Annotated in this window: 16 protein-coding genes; 1 reads left to right on the forward strand and 15 read right to left on the reverse strand. The window is 44.3% G+C overall.

Going from position 1 to position 19,867, the window contains the following annotated elements:
* The 12 genes from pknB to KJS58_RS01605 form a co-directional block, all read right to left on the reverse strand.
* Positions 1-2,205: a Stk1 family PASTA domain-containing Ser/Thr kinase gene (gene pknB, locus KJS58_RS01550; protein ID WP_213529848.1), complete on the reverse strand. Its 2,205-nt coding sequence runs from the start codon at positions 2,203-2,205 to the stop codon at positions 1-3.
* Positions 2,202-2,978, reverse strand: a complete 777-nt coding sequence (locus tag KJS58_RS01555; protein ID WP_213529850.1) for a Stp1/IreP family PP2C-type Ser/Thr phosphatase — start codon at positions 2,976-2,978, stop codon at positions 2,202-2,204. The genes pknB and KJS58_RS01555 overlap by 4 nt, the downstream gene beginning before the upstream one ends.
* A 14-nt stretch (positions 2,979-2,992) precedes the next feature.
* On the reverse strand, positions 2,993-4,033 hold the full coding sequence (gene rlmN / locus KJS58_RS01560) for a dual-specificity RNA methyltransferase RlmN (RefSeq protein WP_160033594.1): 1,041 nt from the start codon (positions 4,031-4,033) through the stop codon (positions 2,993-2,995).
* Between the two features lie 286 nt (positions 4,034-4,319).
* Positions 4,320-5,735, reverse strand: coding sequence for a 16S rRNA (cytosine(967)-C(5))-methyltransferase RsmB (gene rsmB, locus KJS58_RS01565; protein WP_374705770.1), 1,416 nt, complete (start codon positions 5,733-5,735; stop codon positions 4,320-4,322).
* Positions 5,732-6,694 (reverse strand): methionyl-tRNA formyltransferase, encoded by a 963-nt coding sequence (fmt, locus tag KJS58_RS01570; protein ID WP_213529852.1) that lies wholly within the window; start codon positions 6,692-6,694, stop codon positions 5,732-5,734. Before fmt ends, rsmB begins: the two co-directional genes overlap by 4 nt.
* A gap of 4 nt (positions 6,695-6,698) precedes the next feature.
* Positions 6,699-7,190 (reverse strand): peptide deformylase, encoded by a 492-nt coding sequence (def, locus tag KJS58_RS01575; RefSeq protein WP_160033598.1) that lies wholly within the window; start codon positions 7,188-7,190, stop codon positions 6,699-6,701.
* Between the two features lie 63 nt (positions 7,191-7,253).
* Positions 7,254-9,839 carry a primosomal protein N' gene (gene priA, locus KJS58_RS01580; RefSeq protein ID WP_213529854.1) on the reverse strand — a complete coding sequence of 862 codons (2,586 nt, stop codon included), beginning with the start codon at positions 9,837-9,839 and terminating at the stop codon, positions 7,254-7,256.
* A gap of 4 nt (positions 9,840-9,843) precedes the next feature.
* Positions 9,844-11,055 carry a bifunctional phosphopantothenoylcysteine decarboxylase/phosphopantothenate--cysteine ligase CoaBC gene (gene coaBC / locus KJS58_RS01585; RefSeq protein ID WP_213529856.1) on the reverse strand — a complete coding sequence of 404 codons (1,212 nt, stop codon included), beginning with the start codon at positions 11,053-11,055 and terminating at the stop codon, positions 9,844-9,846.
* Positions 11,056-11,221: 166 nt separating this feature from the next.
* Entirely contained in the window at positions 11,222-11,443 is a 222-nt protein-coding gene (rpoZ, locus tag KJS58_RS01590) for a DNA-directed RNA polymerase subunit omega (protein WP_213529858.1), read from the reverse strand.
* 20 nt (positions 11,444-11,463) lie between these two features.
* Positions 11,464-12,039: a guanylate kinase gene (gene gmk, locus KJS58_RS01595; RefSeq protein ID WP_191799079.1), complete on the reverse strand. Its 576-nt coding sequence runs from the start codon at positions 12,037-12,039 to the stop codon at positions 11,464-11,466.
* Between the two features lie 13 nt (positions 12,040-12,052).
* Complete coding sequence (gene remA, locus KJS58_RS01600; protein WP_006209218.1) at positions 12,053-12,313, reverse strand: extracellular matrix/biofilm regulator RemA; 261 nt, start codon at positions 12,311-12,313, stop codon at positions 12,053-12,055.
* Positions 12,314-12,396: 83 nt separating this feature from the next.
* Positions 12,397-13,287 carry a YicC/YloC family endoribonuclease gene (locus tag KJS58_RS01605; RefSeq protein WP_213529860.1) on the reverse strand — a complete coding sequence of 297 codons (891 nt, stop codon included), beginning with the start codon at positions 13,285-13,287 and terminating at the stop codon, positions 12,397-12,399.
* A gap of 175 nt (positions 13,288-13,462) precedes the next feature.
* On the opposite strand from KJS58_RS01605, the gene KJS58_RS01610 reads away from it, so the two are divergent.
* Positions 13,463-13,867 (forward strand): acyl-CoA thioesterase, encoded by a 405-nt coding sequence (locus tag KJS58_RS01610; protein ID WP_213529862.1) that lies wholly within the window; start codon positions 13,463-13,465, stop codon positions 13,865-13,867.
* A gap of 98 nt (positions 13,868-13,965) precedes the next feature.
* On the opposite strand, the gene KJS58_RS01615 is transcribed toward KJS58_RS01610, so the two are convergent.
* From KJS58_RS01615 to KJS58_RS01625, 3 genes are all read right to left on the reverse strand, one after another.
* Positions 13,966-15,858 carry a bifunctional homocysteine S-methyltransferase/methylenetetrahydrofolate reductase gene (locus KJS58_RS01615; RefSeq protein WP_213529864.1) on the reverse strand — a complete coding sequence of 631 codons (1,893 nt, stop codon included), beginning with the start codon at positions 15,856-15,858 and terminating at the stop codon, positions 13,966-13,968.
* Between the two features lie 84 nt (positions 15,859-15,942).
* Positions 15,943-16,788, reverse strand: a complete 846-nt coding sequence (dapF, locus tag KJS58_RS01620; RefSeq protein WP_213529866.1) for a diaminopimelate epimerase — start codon at positions 16,786-16,788, stop codon at positions 15,943-15,945.
* 129 nt (positions 16,789-16,917) lie between these two features.
* Positions 16,918-19,704, reverse strand: a complete 2,787-nt coding sequence (locus KJS58_RS01625) for a calcium-translocating P-type ATPase, SERCA-type (protein WP_213529868.1) — start codon at positions 19,702-19,704, stop codon at positions 16,918-16,920.
* Positions 19,705-19,867: the final 163 nt, after the last annotated feature.

A 19,867-nucleotide genomic window follows, 5' to 3' on the forward strand; every position in this document is an offset into this window, starting at 1 on the left:
TCACTCATCGCCATCCTCATCATCGGATGGATCTTCATCTCCCTGACCGTTACCTTGATCATCGTTCTTATCGTTACCGTTCTCTCCATTATTACCCTTATTGTCATTCTTCTCACTATTGTTCTTGTTTTCATTACCATTATTAGCCGTGGTATCTTTTTCTGGATCTACTGCAGGGGCACCCGGTCCTTCATCTCCTCCTCCGCCTTCTTCCGGCACAGAATTCGATTTGATCTCAGGAATTTCTACATTGCCGTTCTTAGCATCAAAGTATCCCACCTTGTAGGTATCCACAAGCTCTCCATCCCGATGAACCGTTACAAAACCATCACGATTAGGTGCAAGCACGAGCGGAACGGAGAAGGTCTGTGCTTTATTAATCGTTTTGGTACCCCACTCTTGATTTTCCCCTCGAGCATCTGTATACACGACTCGAACTTTACTGTTCTTCCCTTCCTCACTAGGTGCAATAAGGAATGCGAACGTATATTCAATTGTTTCCGGCGAATACCCGGTACTTACATAGATTGTAATCTCTGTACCTGGTGCAATGGAGGATCCCGCGTCTACAGGCCACTGCTGTGTAACTTTTCCTTTTTCTACTTGAAAACTGGACTCTTCCTTGATTTCAGCAAGTTTTAAGTTGTTATCTTCAATCAGTTTAACTGCTTCAGAACGCGACTTATTAATCAGATCAGGCATTAATATGAGTTCTGGGCCTTTACTGACGGTAAGAACAATCTCAGCTGTATCTGGATCAAATTCGGCCCCTGGCGCAATCGACTGACTAATGACCGTCCCTACAACCTCATCACTGAAACTTTCTTCTTTTTTGATCTGATTATCATTTTTTATATTAAGAGCCAGCAACTTTTGCACAGCATCTTCGTAATTTTCTCCCGTTACATCCACCATTTGTTCCTGGGGTTTTTCAGCACCAACGGTCAGGTCAATTAAGGAACCTTTTTTAACGAGACTGCCTTCTGGTTTACTCTGTTCAAATACAATTCCAGGATCGACTCCCTCTTTGTATTCTGCAATTACTTCATCGACTTCGAGTCCACTTTCCGTAAGAAGCTTTCTCGCCGCATCTTCGTCTAAAGAAATGACACTCGGAACAGGTACGTCAGGAACAACAAGCACCTTCTCTACATAAAAGACGACTCCAGCAAGGGCAATAAGGACAACGAGAGTTAATGTTACCCAAAAAGTTGCCCGTTTCTTAGATTTCTTATTTGGCTTAGCACTATGATCTGCAGGTTCCGGATCCATCCCAGATGTATCTGTGTTAACAGCAGTATACTGTTCTGGTTTGATAGCAGGAATGACTCGCGTTTGATCGATATCAAACTCATCATCAAACATCATCTTCGGTTCCTGAAGCCGATCAGGAAACAAACAAGTCTCAAGATCTGTCTGCATCTCAAGGGCTGATTGATATCGTTCATTTGGATCTTTACGCATCGATTTGAGAATAATATTTTCAACACTTTGCGGAATCAGCGGATTCAGAAGTCTCGGTTCCTCAAAATCTTCTTGAAGATGTTTAAGGGCAACGCTGATAGGACTTTCCCCTAAGAAAGGAAGCTGTCCTGTGAGCATTTGGTATAAAACAATACCAAGAGAGTATAGATCGGATTTCTCACCAGTCACTACCCCTTTAGCATGTTCAGGTGAGAAATAATGCACCGAACCAACGACCGAACCGGTTTGCGTTATTGTCGTAGACGTTACAGCCCGAGCGATTCCAAAGTCTGTCACTTTTACCCGGCCGTTTCTGCCAATCAAAATATTATGCGGCTTAATATCGCGATGAATAATCTGGTTATGATGTGCATGATCCAGTGCATCCGCAATCTGGCAAGCGATTCTTACCGCTTCCTCTACCTGCAGCGGCGCACGTTCTTTAATAATCTCGTTTAAGTTCTGTCCTTCAATATATTCCATTACAATGTAATGGATTTCGTCTTCTTGACCCACATCATAAATACTGACTACATTCGGATGGGATAAAGAAGCAGCGGACTGCGCTTCTCTACGAAAACGTCTAATAAATTCTTCATCATGTACAAACTGTTGGCGAAGAACTTTGATTGCGACATTACGGTTCAGCAAGATATCTTGAGCCTTATAAACCAAGGCCATGCCGCCCCCGCCAATGCGTTCTATTACTTCATAACGACCGCCAAGCTGATGTCCGATCATATGTTACCCCCCTGTTCCTTGCCGCTAGCTACCGCTAGGGGCATTTCAAAAAGGGCAACCGTTATATTATCATCCCCGCCAGCAAGTAGTGCCAGCTGAAGCAGTCTTTCCGCCCGTTCAGCCAGCAGAAGATCTGCTTGTCCGACAATCGTAAGGATCTGTTCACTGCTGACCATATTACTTAAGCCATCACTGCAAAGCATTAGTACATCTCCTGGTTCCATTTGGACGGAATAGAGATCTACATCTACTTCCTTATCTGTACCAAGTGCTCTCGTGACGACATTTTTAAGTGGATGAACTTGAACTTCTTCTTCACTGATCTGACCGTTTTTAAACAGCTCATTTACAAGAGTATGGTCCTCCGTGAGCTGTACTACTTTACGATCTGATATAAGATAAGCTCTGCTGTCTCCAATATGGCCTATAACTCCTGCCGAATCGCTCATCAGAACAGCAACAACAGTGGTTCCCATATTATGAAACTTTTCATTTTCTGCAGCCTGACGAAAAATTACCTCATTCGCATGCAGAATTGCATCGCTTAGCGCAGCTGACAGTGTCGATAAAGGCAGTTCAGTCTCAAGCCCGGACAGGTCCTGTGAGACGGTTTCTACAGCGAGACGACTCGCTGTATCCCCGGCCAGATGACCTCCCATGCCGTCCGCTACAATACCAAGAATATAACCTTGATCTAATTGGCGGACCCAGGCTGAATCTTCATTCACGGAACGAACCCGCCCTACGTGGCTGACATGTACTGTATTCATCACCTTCATCACTCACCTCATGCTTCCATGTGCTTGGCGCGCAGCTGTCCGCACGCTGCCGCTATATCGTGTCCTTGCTCTCTACGAATGGTTACATTAATGCCTTGCTCGGCAAGAATTCTTTGGAACTGGAATATGTCTTTACGTGCGGTTCTTACATATTTCCGCTCCGGCACATGGTTAACTGGAATCAGATTCACGTGACATATCATGTCTTTAATTACGCTTGCGAGTTCCTCAGCATGTTCAGGCTGATCATTAACTCCGCCGATTAGTGCGTATTCAAAAGTAATTCTTCGTCCTGTTTTTGCCTGATAATAACGCAAGGATTCCATCACATCATCAAAAGGAAAACGGCGGTTAACCGGCATGAGCTTGGAGCGTAATTTATCATTTGGCGCATGAATGGAAATGGCGAGATTAATCTGCGTGTCTTCATCCGCGAATTGATAAATATTAGGAACGATACCGCTTGTAGAGACGGTAATATGGCGCTGTCCGATATTAAGTCCTTTTTCATGAATCATCGTTCTAAGGAATTTCATCGTCTCGTCATAGTTCTCAAATGGTTCTCCTGTACCCATAATAACGATGCTGCTTACACGTTCGCCGCGCTCATCCAAAATTTGCTGAGAACGGACAACCTGAGCAATAATTTCACCAGCTGTAAGGTTACGTTTTAGTCCCCCGAGTGTGGATGCACAGAAAGTACAACCTACACGGCAGCCTACCTGCGTTGTTACACAAACACTATTTCCATAATTATGTTTCATGATTACTGTTTCAATTGCGTGATCATCATGCAGTCCGAATAGGAACTTAACGGTTCCATCTTTAGACTCAAATTTAGTAATTTCACGCAGCGTAACAAACTGGAACTGATCATTAAGTTTCTCACGCAGTGCTTTTGAGAGATTCGTCATCTCAGAGAAGTCATTTACACGTTTAACATAGATCCAATCGTATATTTGTGCAGCACGAAATTTAGGTTCACCATTCTCTTTAGCCCACGCTTCTAGCTCTTCGAGCGTGTAATCATATATAAAAGGCTTCGTCATTATTTTCAACACCTGTTCTTTCTTCTTAAATAAAGTATCGTAAAGCAAAACATCGTCATCTTATCATTCTACCCATTTTAACATATAATCCCGCATTCATCCATGAAAGCTGATGTTACAGCCTGTCATACATGAATATGATTTGCCGTGTACCAAGCTTCTTAAAAGCAACAAGAAGCCGCCTAAACCTTACGGTTTACAGCGGCAATCATTGATCTACGTATTAAAATCTTATAAAGCTTAGCAGACATCCGATAAGGATACAACATCCTTTTTTCTACACAAGCTATCCAAGACGTTTCAATCTGGCAATATAAAAACCATCACTGTTAAACTTCTGAGGAAGAATCTGAATTCCATATCCCTCTTCGGTAACACAGGATTTAACCTCTTCATTCATGCTCTCCGCAGGAGGAACGGCTGCATAATCAGGGTGTGAAGCTAGAAATTCACGGACAACCTGGTCATTTTCTTTAGGCTCTGTAGTACAAGTGCTGTAGACTAATATACCACCTGGCTTAAGAAGCTTTACCGCCCGGCTGAGAAGTTCACTCTGCAAACTGCTAATTGCTTCCACATCCTCCGGCGATTTCGCCCAGCGAAGATCCGGTTTGCGCCGAATGACCCCGAACCCTGAACACGGAGCATCAAGCAAAATCCGATCAAAAGAAGCCTCAGGATAATACGTATCCAGATCCAAAGCATCGTGACAAACCGTTTCAATACTACTAAGGCCAAGCCGATCTGCTTGGTCCTGAATTAATTTGACCTTATGAGGATGAATGTCGTTCGCAATAATAGAACCCTGGTCCTGCATCTTCTCACCTATATGAGACGTTTTTCCTCCCGGTGCAGCACAGCAATCCAGCACGGTCATTCCCGGCTTCGGTTCTACTGCCTCGGCAACAAGCATTGAACTTTCGTCCTGTACAGACAACATACCATCTTTATACCAAGAGGTAAGTGCCATGTTCCCGCCGCTGGATACAATAATCCCGTCTTTGCTGATCAAGGACGGCACTACGATATGACCCGCTTCTTCCATCTCCTGCATTAATTTGTCGCGGGAAATCATGGTCGTATTGACACGAACACTGACTGGCGGCGCTTCATTATTGGCACGGCACATTGCTTCGGCTGTATGCTCTCCGTACTGGGCGACCCATCTTTTCACCAACCATTCCGGGTGAGAGTGCGTAAGGGCAATACGTTTAACTGCTGGTAAATCTTCTGGAACTTTTAACTGATCAAGATTCCGAAGCATGTTACGCAGCACCCCGTTCACCATACCTGAAATGCCTTGATGACCTTTGCGTTTCGCAATGTTTACTGCTTCACTGACTGCTGCATGATCAGGAATCCGGTCAAGGTATAGAATTTGATACAGACTAAGACGGAGCAAATTTCGAACCCAAGGGGTTAGTTTTTTTAAACCTTTCGCAACATAGGACTCCAGGAAATAGTCCAATGTGTTACGCCGAGCTATCGTTCCGTATACAAGTTCAGTAGCAAGACCTGCATCAGCAGGACTTAGATTTGCGCCTTTTAACACCTGATTCAAGAGCAGATTACTGTACGCTCCCTCTTCTTCCACTGCAGTCAAAATGTTCATCGCTGCTTCACGACTAGTTATATTCCGTTTCTTAGGTGCAGAAGGAGCCGACTGTTTCTTAATAGCCTTATGCTGCTCAGATGACTTCACTTCAACACCGTCCCTGCTTTGAGAGATCCGCCGCGAGCGAAATCAGAAGCTTGCATCACTTTTTTACCCGCAGGCTGTACTTCACGAAGCCATAACGAGCCATCTGAAGTCTTCACTTCAATACCAAGTTTAGATAAGGAAAGTACCGTTCCCGCTTCGGCTTTGTTTTGTCCGCTGGATGCATTTTTATACTCATCCGGCAATGCCAAAGGATTTACCGCTGACCATACTTTAAATACCTGCTCGTCCCACAGGGTGAAAGCCCCTGAATAAGGAACAAGACCACGAATTTGGTCGTAAATCTCCCTTGCAGAACGCGCCCAATCGATCTTCTCATCTTCTCTTGTCAAGTTCTTCGCGTAAGTTGCTTCCTCATCATTTTGCGGTATAGCCGTCACTTTACCGCTGATCAGGTTAGGCATTTCACGAATCAGCAAGTCAGATCCCGCTTCACTCAGCTTGGCGAACATCGTACCTGACGTATCTTCGTCCGTAATCGGAACTTCCACTTTGGAGATCATATCCCCCGTGTCGAGACCTTCCGCCATATACATCAGCGTAACTCCTGTAACCTTTTCCCCGTTAATAATCGAACGCTGAATTGGAGCTCCGCCGCGATATTTCGGCAACAGAGAACCATGTATATTAACACATCTGTACTTCGGCATGTCCAGAACAGCTTTAGGCAAAATCTGACCGAAAGCAGCCGTCACAATCAGATCCGGCTCCCACTTTGCAAGTTCTGCCACCGATTCTTCATCACGAAGACGGCGAGGCTGAAACACAGGAATCCCATGTTTCAGCGCAGCCTCTTTTACAGGAGTTGGGGTTAATATTTTTTTGCGACCTTGCGGTTTATCTGGCTGTGTTACTACGAGTTTTACGGAATACCCTTCCGCCAGCAATTTTTCAAGTGCAGGTACGGCGAAATCAGGTGTCCCCATAAAAACAATATTCATATCCTTACCCCCTGTTACTGCGATTCGGCAAATCTGCTCCGATTTCATATATTTTTTCAGCAAGATCTGTGAACAGAACTCCGTTTAAATGATCGATTTCATGCTGGAAAGCACGTGCAAGAAGACCGCTTCCTGTAATCGTAATTTCTTTACCTTCACGATCCAGTCCTTTTACCGTTACCGTCTCTGCACGGCGTACATCTCCGTTATAACCAGGAATACTCAGACAACCTTCGGGACCAAATTGCTCGCCTTCCTTGGATACGATCTCCGGATTAATCATTTTGATCAGACCGTGATCATCTCCTGTATCAATAACGATGAGACGTTTCAAAATTCCTACTTGCGGAGCAGCAAGACCTACCCCTTCAGCGTCATACATTGTATCGGCCATATCATCCAGCAGTTTTTGAACGTTTGGCGTGATTTTGGTAACTTCTTTCGCAACTTTACGCAATACATCATCAGGTTCTTTTACAATTAATCGAATTGACATCTTTATGGACACCATCCTATACGCTTATAAGTTATGTTTTATTCTATGATCAAACCGCTTGGCTTACATCAGCATTTGCGGATCAACATCTATACTAATCAGTAAATCTTTCCCTTGAAAATCTTGTTCCATTTGACGAGCGATGTCCTGAACAAGCCGGGTAGCATCGATATCACCACGCCATTTTACCATACATTGAAATCTGTATCTATTTTTCAGTCTCGCCATCGGAGAGGCTACCGGTCCAAGTACATCCAAAGCGTTAGCACTAAATTTATCTAGACTTCCCAGCATTCCTCGTTTCTGTGCCTGCTCCTTGAGCATCCTCGTGTAGTTCTCGGCAGCTCGCACAAGCAGCGGAAGCTGTTCATGTGAGAATGTGACGAGGATCAAACGGCAATAAGGAGGATACTGCAGAATCTTGCGATGCTTTAATTCTTCCCTAATAAAATGGTTGAAATCATGCTTGCTTGCATGAATGATAGAATAATGTTCTGGCGTGTAGGACTGAACAAATACTTCCCCAGGCAGTTGATGTCTGCCTGCTCGGCCTGCGACTTGTGTCAGCAATTGGAATGTTTTTTCCGCAGCACGAAAATCAGGTAAATTCAGCGCCGAATCAGCCGTAATTACACCGACGAGAGTGACATCTGGAAAATCAAGCCCTTTTGCTACCATCTGCGTTCCAAGCAAAATATCGGCTTTTTTCTCCCGAAAAGCTTTCAGCAGTTTTTCGTGTGATCCTTTTTCTGTTGTTGTATCTACATCCATACGGATCACTCGAACGCCAGGGAACAACTTCGCCAGTTCTTCTTCTACCCGCTGCGTACCGGTTCCAAAGTAACGGATATGTTCACTTCCACAGTCGGGACAAACCTCTGGTACAACTTCTGCATATCCGCAGTAGTGACACCGCATATTATTTGACCGCTGATGATAAGTTAACGAAATATCACATTCAGGGCAGGTTGCCACATAACCGCAGCTTCGGCACATCACAAAGGTAGAATAACCTCTTCGATTTAGTAGCAATACCGTCTGTTCGCCCTTTTCAATCCGCTCCGCAATCCCTTTATGTAGAGCCCGGCTGAACATGGAACGGTTGCCATCTTTGAGTTCTTCTCGCATATCTACAATGTGAACAACAGGCAGTTCATTACCCAGAGCACGCGTAGGCATCTCGAGCAGAACAGGAGCAAATTCATCATTGCTTTGGGATTTTGCAGCATAATAACTTTCCATTGAAGGAGTTGCTGAGCCAAGAATAACGACAGCTCCATGCTGACGAGCACGTTCTACAGCTACATCTCTTGCGTGATACTTCGGCGTTTCTTCTTGTTTATAAGAAGTCTCGTGCTCTTCATCAATGATAATGAGACCAAGGTGTTCAAAAGGGGCAAATACGGCGGAGCGAGCCCCAACGGCTACTTTTGCCTTGCCTTCACGAATTTTACGCCATTCATCGTATCTTTCCCCGCCAGAGAGTCTGCTGTGCATAACAGCGACTTGATCACCAAAACGCCCCTTAAATCGCTCTACCATCTGAGGGGTGAGTGATATTTCGGGGACGAGGACGATCGCCTGGCGATCTTGCTCTATCGCCCGCTGTATTGTCTGTAAATACACTTCTGTTTTTCCGCTTCCGGTTACTCCATGCAAAAGGAATACACCTTGTTTGCGCTCGTCCAATTTCTCCACAATCTTCTGATATACAGCCTGCTGTTCCAAAGTTAGAGGCAGCGGCTGGGTAGGTGTGAAGTGACGGCCCTTATAAGGATCACGAAACACTTCGACATCTTCAAGTACAACAAGCCCCTTATCCTCTAGACCCTTCACCGTACCCGCAGAGACCTGTAAGCCAGAGAGCACTTCTTTTAATGCCATGGGCAGAAAGGAGCTCATCTCCACCAAATAAGAAAGCACTTCTTTTTGCCTCTTTCCCTTAGCCGGAAAATCGGCAAGAGCAGCTTCTGCTTCCTCTAATGGGACCGCAAGGTCAATAGATCGCAACGTTTTTTTCTGCAGCTTATCCTTAATCGACTGGTTCTCTTGAAGCACACCCGTAAGAAGCAGTTCCTTAATAAGGTCAGCGTCTTCAGGGTAACGTTTACCTAAATGATCTAATGTGACTTGTTCCTTACTTCGAACATATCGTATAATTTCATTTTTCACTCTGAATGCTTCATTATCTTCGGGCAGATCAAATAATACGCTGTCCGTCTTGTCTGTAAGCCTAGGTACAGATGAATCCTTATCTTTAGTAGGATCTGCGGCGGATTGTTCCTGTGCCTCACTGTTGACAGAGATATAACGCTTGGCCTTTCCTTTGAGAGCCGTCGGAATCATGGCCTGCAGCGTAAGAATCCGATTGGAAGCATATCGCTTGCTCATCCATCCTGCGAGTTCAATGAGATCTGGTGAAAGCGGAGGTACAAGATCAAGTAATTCTCCAATTGGCTTTAACTTGAAAGTTGTGTTTGTATGATCCGCAATCGAGATTACAAACCCTTGAACTGTTCGATGGCCAAAAGGGACTCCCACCCTGCTTCCTACTTCAACCCAGCCTAAGAGGGATTCCGGAATTAGATAATCGAATTCGCGGTCAGTATCCTTGGCTGGTACATCCACGATTACTTTCGCGATCTTCAAGGGTTTACTCCCTCCCCTCCATTTGCGCAATTGCAATTTGAAATACTTGTCTTGCCACTTCGTCTTTTGATATTACGGCTAATTCTTTAACTAAACCATGTTTGTCATAGATTTCAACCGCATTGGTATCTGTTCCAAATCCTGCTCCCGGTTTCGTTACATCATTAGCAACAATAAGATCCGCATTTTTTCGTTCTAATTTTCCTTTTGCATGGAATTCAACATCATTTGTTTCCGCTGCAAATCCAATTAGGTATTGATGTGTTTTTTCTTTACCAAGTGATTCTAAAATATCGATGGTTTTGACGAGAGACAGCGTGAATGTATCGTCTTTTTTCTTGATTTTTTGTTTCGCAGCTTCCGCAGGTCTATAATCTGCCACGGCCGCAGCTTTAACCATAATATCCGTCTTTGGCCAAAGTTTATGGACCGCCTCATACATCTCCTGAGCAGACTGCACTTTCACTACGTTGACATCTGCCGGATAGGGAACTTGCATATTGGCGGCAACAAGGGTAACCTCCGCCCCCATGTCTTTCGCAGCGGCCGCAAAGGCCACTCCCATTTTCCCAGAAGAATCATTCGTTATATATCTAACAGGGTCAATTCGCTCAATGGTCCCACCTGCAGTAACAACGACTTTTTTTCCTGCCAAACATCCTTTTTGAGAATGACGTTCAAAGAATGTTTCTAACGCAGCTACGATGGTTTCCGGTTCTTCGAGCCTGCCTTTTCCTACATAGCCACAGGCAAGCTGACCTACACCAGGTTCGATAAAATGAACCCCTCTGGAATGAAGGGTATTCATATTCGCAACAACTGCAGGATGTTCATACATATGAACATTCATAGCAGGAGCGATAATAACAGGAGCTGTCGTTGCAAGGAGTGTTGTGGTCAGCATATCATCGGCAAGGCCATGTGCCATTTTAGCAATGGTATTCGCTGTAGCCGGTGCAACAAGTACAAGATCAGCTGTATCTGCTAAATTGATATGAGAGACAACCGAAGCATCTCGTTCATCAAATGTATCGGTATAAACCGGATTTCGCGACAGTGATTGCAGGGTAAGCTCTGTGATGAACTTCTTAGCAGATTCGGTCATGATCACATGTACCTCTGCCCCTTTTTGCACGAGCTTGCTTGTCAGTGCTGCTGCTTTATATGCTGCAATGCCTCCTGTTACTCCGAGCACGATTTTTTTACCTTTCAACATATGCGCTCCCCCTGTTCTTATCATAGATTATGGCAATAACTACGCTTGTATCTTTCGTTAACAGAGCAAAAAAAGAAGTAGAAAGAAAAAAATAACAACCTTCCGGTTGTCACTTTTATCAGGGTGTTACCTATATTAGTAGTTCAGTAAAGAAAGATGAATAGAATTATGCTTCATTTTCTTCTTTTTCGTCAGTACCTGGCTCTACTTTGATGATGTCGTCATAAATCTCTTCAAGAGCAACGCCCACTTGTTTATGAGATTTAGGATTTCTAAGTTCGGACTTTTCGCCTTCACGAAGCTGTCTAGCACGTCTGGATGCAGCAACTACAAGAGAATACTTACTGTCGACTTTGTTCATCATTTCATCAATAGATGGATATAACAATACGAACACCTCATTCGATTCTATTTTTTCGCTACTTTACAATGTTCGGCGATGATGATCGATTCTATTCGCTTGCACGCCAAATCAATTTCATCATTTACTACAGCATAATCATATTTTTCTAAAAGACTGATCTCTTCAGCAGCAACGGTCATCCGGTGATCAATCGTTGCTTGGTTCTCCGTACCGCGGCCTTGGATACGGTCTTTTAGTTCATCGAGCGAAGGAGGCAGTAAAAACACGAAAATTCCTTCTGGGAATTTTTCTTTTACTTTAAGTGCTCCTTGCACCTCAATCTCCAGAATAATATCTTTGCCTGATTCAAGCGTCTGTTCTACAAAATCACGCGGTGTACCATAGTAATTACCCACATATTCCGCATGTTCTAGTAGTTCATCTTTTTCAATCATATCAAGAAATTGTTCACGGCTTTTGAAAAAATAGTTCACTCCGTTTTCTTCGCCAAGTCTTGGCTGACGTGTCGTTGCCGACACGGAGTACGTCAAATTAGGAACTCGTTTACGCAAAGCAGTACACACGGTTCCTTTTCCTACACCCGATGGGCCAGATAATACAATAAGTAATCCCTTAGACATATTACACTCCATTTTATTCGTCGTTGTCATCGTCTTTAGAAGATAGACGATGGGCAACCGTCTCCGGCTGCACTGCGGACAAGATCACATGATCACTGTCAGTAATAATTACAGCACGTGTTCTGCGTCCATATGTAGCATCAATGAGCATATGACGATCTCGTGCTTCCTGGATAATTCTTTTGATAGGCGCTGATTCAGGGCTAACAATAGATATGATACGATTCGCTGAAACGATATTACCAAATCCTATGTTAATGAGTTTAATCGCCATATTCAGGTTCGTCCCCCTATAACTTTTAATCCTTCTCGCAAAGCATTGTTGTTATTTGGCAGCAAGCTTACCTTTATTCTAGACTACTCTAGATTTGCAGCCTGTTCCCTAATTTTCTCAAGCTCGGCCTTCATGTCCATCACGAGATTAACCAAGGTCAAGTGATGAGCTTTCGTACCGATGGTGTTTACTTCACGATTCATTTCCTGAATCAAGAAATCAAGTTTGCGACCTACAGGGTCAGGACTGGTCAGTAATTGCCTGCACTGCGTAAGATGACTAGAGAGACGAGTCAGTTCCTCATCTATGTTGGATCGGTCCGCAAAAATCGCAATCTCCATACCAAATTTATGTTCATCAAAAGATCCATCTGAAATTTCGGCCAATCGCTGCCTCAGTTTATTTCGATATTCGATCACTACTTGAGGTGCAAGTTGAACCATCTTTTCATGACAGGCCCCTAAACTTGAAATCCGGGTCTCTATATCTTTCGCAAGGTGACTTCCTTCACGAGCTCGCATTTCCACCAGCTCCTCAAGGGCATGAGTTATCCCCTCTTGCAGCGCAGTGTCCCAAGCTTCATCTTCTGTTGCCACTCGGAGAATCGCTTCTTCCGGTTTCAGAAGCACGCCAGGAAGCGAAAGTACATCTGATACTTCCATATTCCCTCTCATTCCATAACGAAGCTCGAGTTCTTTGGCTGCTTCTAGGTAAGAAGCTACTACCTGTTCGTTAAGGACTGGGTTCAGATGACTCTCCACTGAAAGTTCCTTCGTTATAAATACGTCAATCCGTCCACGCCTTAGCTCGCGCTGTATGATTTTACGAAGTCCATCTTCGTAGCGTGTCCACTCTCGTGGCATTCGGAATACCACTTCGCAATATCTGTGGTTCACAGACTTCATTTCAAACAATACATTATAGCCGCCATAGCTGAGCGAATATTGACCGTATCCGGTCATGCTGAATGACATCGGCATCACATCCATTACACTATTGTATCGGATTATAGTGGTTGAAACAAGTATGAACATTACGCTTTATCCCCGTTTAATTCCTACCATCATTGCCTAAAAAAGGGGTTCCTAGTAGAATAAATTAATACTTTTTCATAAAAATGATGCTGAACATGGATAAGGAGACCATCTCATGAAAACAGAACTTCAACTTATTGTCCGTCCAACCGAAATCGATGTGAATGGCCATGTCAATAATGCAAAGTATTTAGAGTATCTCGAATGGGGAAGAGAAGAATGGTACGAAGCCGCAGACCTCCCCTATAACAAACTACTGCAAGAAGGATTCCAAACGGTTACCGTTAACATTAATATTAACTATCGTAAAGAATGTGTTCAGAATGAACGGCTCACTGTCATTACAGAACCAGAAAAAGCCGGGAATTCAAGTTATGTATTGAAACAAATAATTGTGAGCGAGACAGATGTTGTCTGTGCTGATGCGGTTGTTACTTGCGTAACGATGGATCCATCTAGTCGAAAAAGCAAACCTCTGCCCGAGATGCTGCGAAAATTCTTTCCGGCGAATCAGTTATGAAACTCATTCCGGCATAGTAAAAAAGGGTGCCTTAGCTGCTGAAATCATTTTCGCAGCAAGGCACCTTTCTGATTAATTCATAATAAATTTAATTTAATTTAATTTATAATTGCTGGTGATCCTTTTTTCTCCATGATGTGACTCGACTTTTCCCATACAAACTTCGTCAACTCTTCGCTCATACCATAGAACATAAACGGCGTCATAATATAGATTCCATTGAAATGCTCCATAGCAACTTCTATCAATTCCTTGGCAATTGCAGTTCCCGTCGCTCTGCCTTCTTCACCTTCAAGCCCTGCCATCCGCTCTCTTACCTCGTCCGATAACAGAATGCCTGGAACCTCGTTGTGCAGATATTCGGCATTCCGGCCGCTCGCAAGCGGCATGATCCCAATGAAGATTGGAATTTCAAGATGTTTGGTCGCTTCCTTAAGCGCAACAATCAAATCTTTATCGTACACAGGCTGGGTCATGATGTAATCCGCACCTGCCGTTATTTTTTTCTCCAAACGCTGAACTGCCTTTTCTAAATATTTCACATTTGGATTAAAAGCAGCACCCACTACAAAATCAGCTTTTTGTTTCAGCGGCTTACCTGAAAAGGCAATCCCGTCATTCAGCTGTTTGATCATTCGAATAATTTCAAAAGAAGTCATATCATATACCGAGCTTGCCCCGGGTAAATCACCAAACCTAGCCGGATCGCCGGTTACTGCAAGAACGTGATCAATGCCTAATGCATCAAACCCCATCAGATGGGACTGGGTCCCAATTAAGTTTCGATCTCTGCAGGCAATATGGATTAAAGGCCTCATCCCTGTCTGTTCCTTCACAAGGTATCCTAGTGCCATATTACTCATACGGGTAACTGCTAGTGAATTATCGGCCAGTGTCAGCGCATCAACTCCTGCTGCTTTTAGACATTTAGCACCTTTCAGGAACTTTTCAATATCTAGATCCCTAGGCGGGTCAAGTTCTACAATAACGGTATGTCGTTCTTTGACCAGATCCACGATGGTAGGTTCTGTTCGTGTTTTTTCATATTGATCCGCGGATGCAAATGAACTTCTAATTTCATCACGTGTAAATAATGCCTCTTCATCGAGAGGTGGAAGGAGAGCTGGCTTATATGCTGCAAGTGCTTCAGCTATTGCCTTAATGTGCTCAGGTGTTGTACCGCAGCAACCGCCAATAATGCGGGCGTTCAGATCTGCAAAACGAACAGCTGTCTGTCCAAAATATTCAGCAGATGCACCAAATCGAACTTCACCATCAATATAGTCAGCAATTCCTGCGTTAGGAAATACGGACATAGGAATACCGATATCAGATACCGTTTCCATGGCACGCATGATGGCATTTGGACCTGAGCGGCAGTTAAATCCAATCACATCTGCTCCTTCTCCGTGTAAGATTGAGAAGGCTTGAGGCATGGTATAACCATCGAGTGTTCTTCCAATATCGTCAATGGCAAACTGGCAGATGACAGGAAGTTCAGACTGTTTTCTTATACTCCGGAGTGCGATCAAAAGTTCTTCTACATCATAAAAGGTTTCGAGCATGATCCCATCAACGCCCTCATCGATCAGCGCGGTAACTTGCTCCTCAAAATAATATCCAAGTTTACTTTTTGAAATATCAGAACGTTTACCCGCTCTAATCGAACCTGCAGCTCCAACCACATATCCTTTTCCATTTAAAGCTTCCTTGGCAATCCGAACTCCCGCCCGGTTAATGTCCACCACTTTGTCTTCCAGACCGAATTTGGAAAGTTTATCGTAATTGGCCGAATACGTATTGGTTTCAATCAGTTGTGCACCCGCATCGATATACCGCATATGTACATCATGAATGACATCAGGTGATTCTAGATTCAGTTCCTCATAGGAGATTCCGACAGGAAAACCCTTTTGATATAAATAAGTACCTATCGCCCCATCGCCAATCAGGATTTCCTTTTGCAACACCCCGCGTAGATCCACCCTCATTCTCCTCCCGCCACATTTCCTATATTTCACACTAATGTAACATAAAAACATAAAAAGAGGGAACTAGTACGCTCCCTCTTTTTGTCAAAACTCCTTTTCAATTATCTTGCCGGTGAATACGAATGCAGCTGGCCCTGTCATATAAACATGATTATCTTCTTCATTCCATTCAATGAACAGATCCCCGCCTTTCAGACGAACCCAAGCCGACCTTTCAGTAAGCCCGTTTAATACAGAAGACACAAGCGTTGCACAAGCTCCTGTCCCGCATGCCAGTGTAGGACCCGCCCCGCGTTCCCATACTCTCATGTCAATATGCTCTCTATCCTTTACCGTAGCAAATTCAACATTTATTTTTTTCGGGAAGAAAGGATGTGCTTCAAGTTTCGGACCCCAAGAGGCCAGATCAAAATGAACTGCATCCTCTACATAAATAACACAGTGCGGATTACCCATGGATACGGCGGTAAACCGGAAACCGCTCCCTCCTGCTTCAATCGGCTGATCCACGACAGGACTTTCATCTATGGTAGTAGGTATCTTGAGACCGTCCAGTACAGGTGCGCCCATATCTACCCGAACTTTACTTACTTTCCCATCCTCCACTGTCAGCTTCACAGGTTGTACGCCGGCTCCAATCGTCTGAATCGTAATATGCTCACGATCAATATGACCATGGTCATATACATATTTGGCTACACACCGGATCGCATTTCCGCATTGTTCCGCTTCTGTACCGTCTGAATTCATGATTCGCATCTGAAAATCAGCCTTCTCTGAAGGTAAAATATATACCAACCCATCAGCACCAATTCCAAAAAAACGATTGCACCATTTGATTGCTAGTTCGGCGGCATCGGAAGGCAGCTCTTTCTCGCCATAGATCACAATAAAATCGTTGCCAAGTCCGTGCATTTTCGTAAATTCCATAATAAAACTCCACTCCTTTTGGCTTTTAATGGCCCCGATGTAATCATCGCCTACAACCATGTAATCAATACGTGATTGAGCGACTTTTCAGGTTAGCATATCTTAAGGAGTGGAGGAATTGTATTGATTTTATGCTGAAAATTTTGTACTTTTTGGTGTGTACCCGCTTGTAGCCAGCCTGCGCTGATTTTTCCTGCCTCCCCATACGCTTCCCGCACCAAGCAAGAACGTTGGAATTCCTGCAGCTACGATAACAAGTGCCCATTCTCTCAAATCAAGCGCCGTAGTCTTAAAAATCGGCTGGAGCTGAGGTGTATACATGACGCCTAATAGCAGTACTACAGAGGAGATAACGGCAAGCACCAAGTATTTGTTCTGCAGCGGATTTCGGTGAAAGATAGATCTTGAACTTCGGCAGTCAAACACATGAATGAGCTGTGCCATAACCAGTGTTGCAAAAGCTACGGACTGTGCTTTCACCAGATGAGCAGGATTATGCGGATCTATGCGAAGCGTAATCCAGAATGCAGCAAGTGTGCATAATCCAATCAGCACGCCGCGGCTGATAATTTTCCAGCCCAATCTCCTTGCAAAAATATTCTCTTTCGCCGAACGCGGCTTATGTTCCATCAAATCCTTCTCCGCCTGATCCACACCGAGTGCCATGGCAGGGAGCCCATCGGTAACCAAGTTCACCCAAAGAATCTGTATCGGAAGAAGCGGAAGCGGAAGACCTGCCATCATCGCAAAAAACATCGTTAAGATTTCACCTACATTGGATGCGAGCAGATAACGGATGAACTTCCGGATATTTTCGTAGATGTTTCGCCCTTCTTCAATCGCTGCTACAATCGTAGAAAAGTTATCATCACTAAGAATGAGTGCCGAAGCTTCCTTCGTAACATCCGTTCCGGTAATCCCCATCGCAATCCCAATATCTGCAGCCTTAATTGCCGGCGCATCATTCACACCATCACCTGTCATTGCGACGACATGCCCTTTTCGCTGTAATGACTTCACAATCCGAAGCTTATGTTCCGGTGATACTCTCGCATACACATAGATCTGATCCACTTCTTTATCGAGGTCTTCGTCACTGAACTGAGACAACTGCTGTCCTGTCATCACTTTTCCGCCGCGAGGCAGAATACTGAGCTGATGCGCAATTGCTTCTGCGGTAAGAGAGTGATCACCTGTAATCATGACCGTCTTGATTCCGGCTCTTCTACAAGTCGCAATCGCATCTCTTGCTTCTTTACGAGGTGGATCGATCATGCCGGCAAGTCCGACAAATACAAGCTGGCTTTCTGCCTTACACTCATCGTCTACCTGTTCTTCTGGCCTTACTTCACGATAAGCCATTCCCAGCACTCGAAGTGCAGAACTCGCCATTTGCTCATTCGCCTGAATTACTTGCTGCCGGATCGCTGAGGTAAATGGAATGACTTTGTCATCCCATAAAATATAGGCACATTCCTTAATAAGTACATCCGGTGCACCCTTTGTAAAAATAAGTCTGCCTCCCTGATGTTTCATCAGTACGGACATCAGTTTGCGTTCGGAATCAAAGGGAAACTCCTCAACTCGTTCATACAGTCCAGATAAGCTTTGAGGCGACATTCCAAGCTTAGAGGCTAAGGTAACCAGCGCACCCTCTGTAGGATCGCCCTTTAATATCCATTCTGTTTCCTCATTGCTTTTTTTATTACGCGTTTCCTGAACGGAAACTTCTTCAATAAGTGCGTTGTTGCACAAACTGCTGACTTGAAGGAGTCTGCGCAAGGATTGGTCATTCTTCAGATCTATTACATGATCTTGAAGCGTAATATGACCTACCGGTTTATAGCCTTCTCCTGTTACTTTGAGCTGCCTTCCGCCCTGCCACACATCCGTTACTGTCATTTTGTTCTGAGTTAAGGTTCCTGTCTTGTCTGAACATATGACAGAAGCCGAACCAAGCGTTTCTACAGAGGGAAGCTTACGAACAATCGCTTTTCGTTTGATCATCCGCTGTACACCAAGCGCAAGTGCGATGGTAACAATAGCAGGCAATCCTTCTGGTATCGCGGCAACCGCAAGACTGACACCCGCAAGGAACATACCGACGGCAGGCTGTCCATGTAAAATCCCGGCTACGACAACGAGTACCGTAAGCACCAGGGATACGATGATCAGGATCTTTCCGAGTTGTTCCAGACGGTGCTGAAGCGGCGTTTCTTGTGCTTCTGTATTCTGTATGAGGTCTGCAATTTTCCCCATTTCGGTATCCATTCCCGTACGAATGACGACCCCTTTTGCGGTTCCCCTCGTAACCATGGTTCCCATGAAGCCAACATTCTTGAGGTCTCCGAGTGGAAGATCATCCTGCTCAATGATTTTGCTGTGTTTATTCACAGGCACAGACTCGCCGGTCAAAGCGGATTCTTCCACATCACAGTTACTTGTCATAATAAACCGAATATCCGCAGGTACACGATCTCCGCTTTCCAGAAGAATAATATCGCCGGGTACAAGGTTTTTAGCCGGAATCTGTTCTACTTTTCCATCCCTCAGCACTTTTGACATAGGAGCTGATAATTTTTTCAGTGCGCTTAGTGAACGTTCTGCTTTGAATTCCTGAACAAATCCAAGAATCCCATTTAATAAAATGATAGCAATGATCGTAATCGCATCCAGGTATTCACCCAGCAATCCGGATAACAGCGTAGCCCCTACCAAGACAAGCACCATAAAATCTTTAAACTGATTTAGAAAAAGGGTGATTGGAGAAATTCCTTTTCCTTCTGACAGCTCATTTGGTCCTGACTTCTTCTGCCTGTTTGCTGCCTCATCCTTGGTTAGACCTAGCTGCGGCTCCACATCTAATTCTGACTTCAGTTCGTCTGCACCCATCTGATGCCACTTCTTCTGTTCCATATTCCAAGGTTCCCCTCCCGCTCTTTAGTTCTGTGCCTGTCCAGCTTTTCTCACACTTGTGTGTATTGCATCAGTCAAAATGCCAATTTGTCTAATGCCGGACAAACTTCTAAAACTACTGTATTCGGACAAGGGCGGAAATATCACACAAAGAGAGCTCTTA

The organism is Paenibacillus sp. J45TS6 (genome assembly GCF_018403285.1).
Taxonomy (GTDB): Bacteria; Bacillota; Bacilli; order Paenibacillales; family Paenibacillaceae; genus Paenibacillus.

Excerpts from the sequence above, each read along its gene's own strand:
- remA (WP_006209218.1), bottom strand. The coding sequence starts at position 12,313 with ATGGCGATTAAACTCATTAACATAGGATTTGGTAATATCGTTTCAGCG.
- pknB (WP_213529848.1), bottom strand. The coding sequence starts at position 2,205 with ATGATCGGACATCAGCTTGGCGGTCGTTATGAAGTAATAGAACGCATT.
- coaBC (WP_213529856.1), bottom strand. The coding sequence starts at position 11,055 with ATGTTGAAAGGTAAAAAAATCGTGCTCGGAGTAACAGGAGGCATTGCA.
- KJS58_RS01625 (WP_213529868.1), bottom strand. The coding sequence starts at position 19,704 with ATGGAACAGAAGAAGTGGCATCAGATGGGTGCAGACGAACTGAAGTCA.
- fmt (WP_213529852.1), bottom strand. The coding sequence starts at position 6,694 with ATGAATATTGTTTTTATGGGGACACCTGATTTCGCCGTACCTGCACTT.
- dapF (WP_213529866.1), bottom strand. The coding sequence starts at position 16,788 with ATGGAATTTACGAAAATGCACGGACTTGGCAACGATTTTATTGTGATC.
- rlmN (WP_160033594.1), bottom strand. The coding sequence starts at position 4,033 with ATGACGAAGCCTTTTATATATGATTACACGCTCGAAGAGCTAGAAGCG.
- KJS58_RS01615 (WP_213529864.1), bottom strand. The coding sequence starts at position 15,858 with ATGAGGGTGGATCTACGCGGGGTGTTGCAAAAGGAAATCCTGATTGGC.
- KJS58_RS01610 (WP_213529862.1), top strand. The coding sequence starts at position 13,463 with ATGAAAACAGAACTTCAACTTATTGTCCGTCCAACCGAAATCGATGTG.
- gmk (WP_191799079.1), bottom strand. The coding sequence starts at position 12,039 with ATGTCTAAGGGATTACTTATTGTATTATCTGGCCCATCGGGTGTAGGA.
- KJS58_RS01605 (WP_213529860.1), bottom strand. The coding sequence starts at position 13,287 with ATGTCATTCAGCATGACCGGATACGGTCAATATTCGCTCAGCTATGGC.
- def (WP_160033598.1), bottom strand. The coding sequence starts at position 7,190 with ATGTCAATTCGATTAATTGTAAAAGAACCTGATGATGTATTGCGTAAA.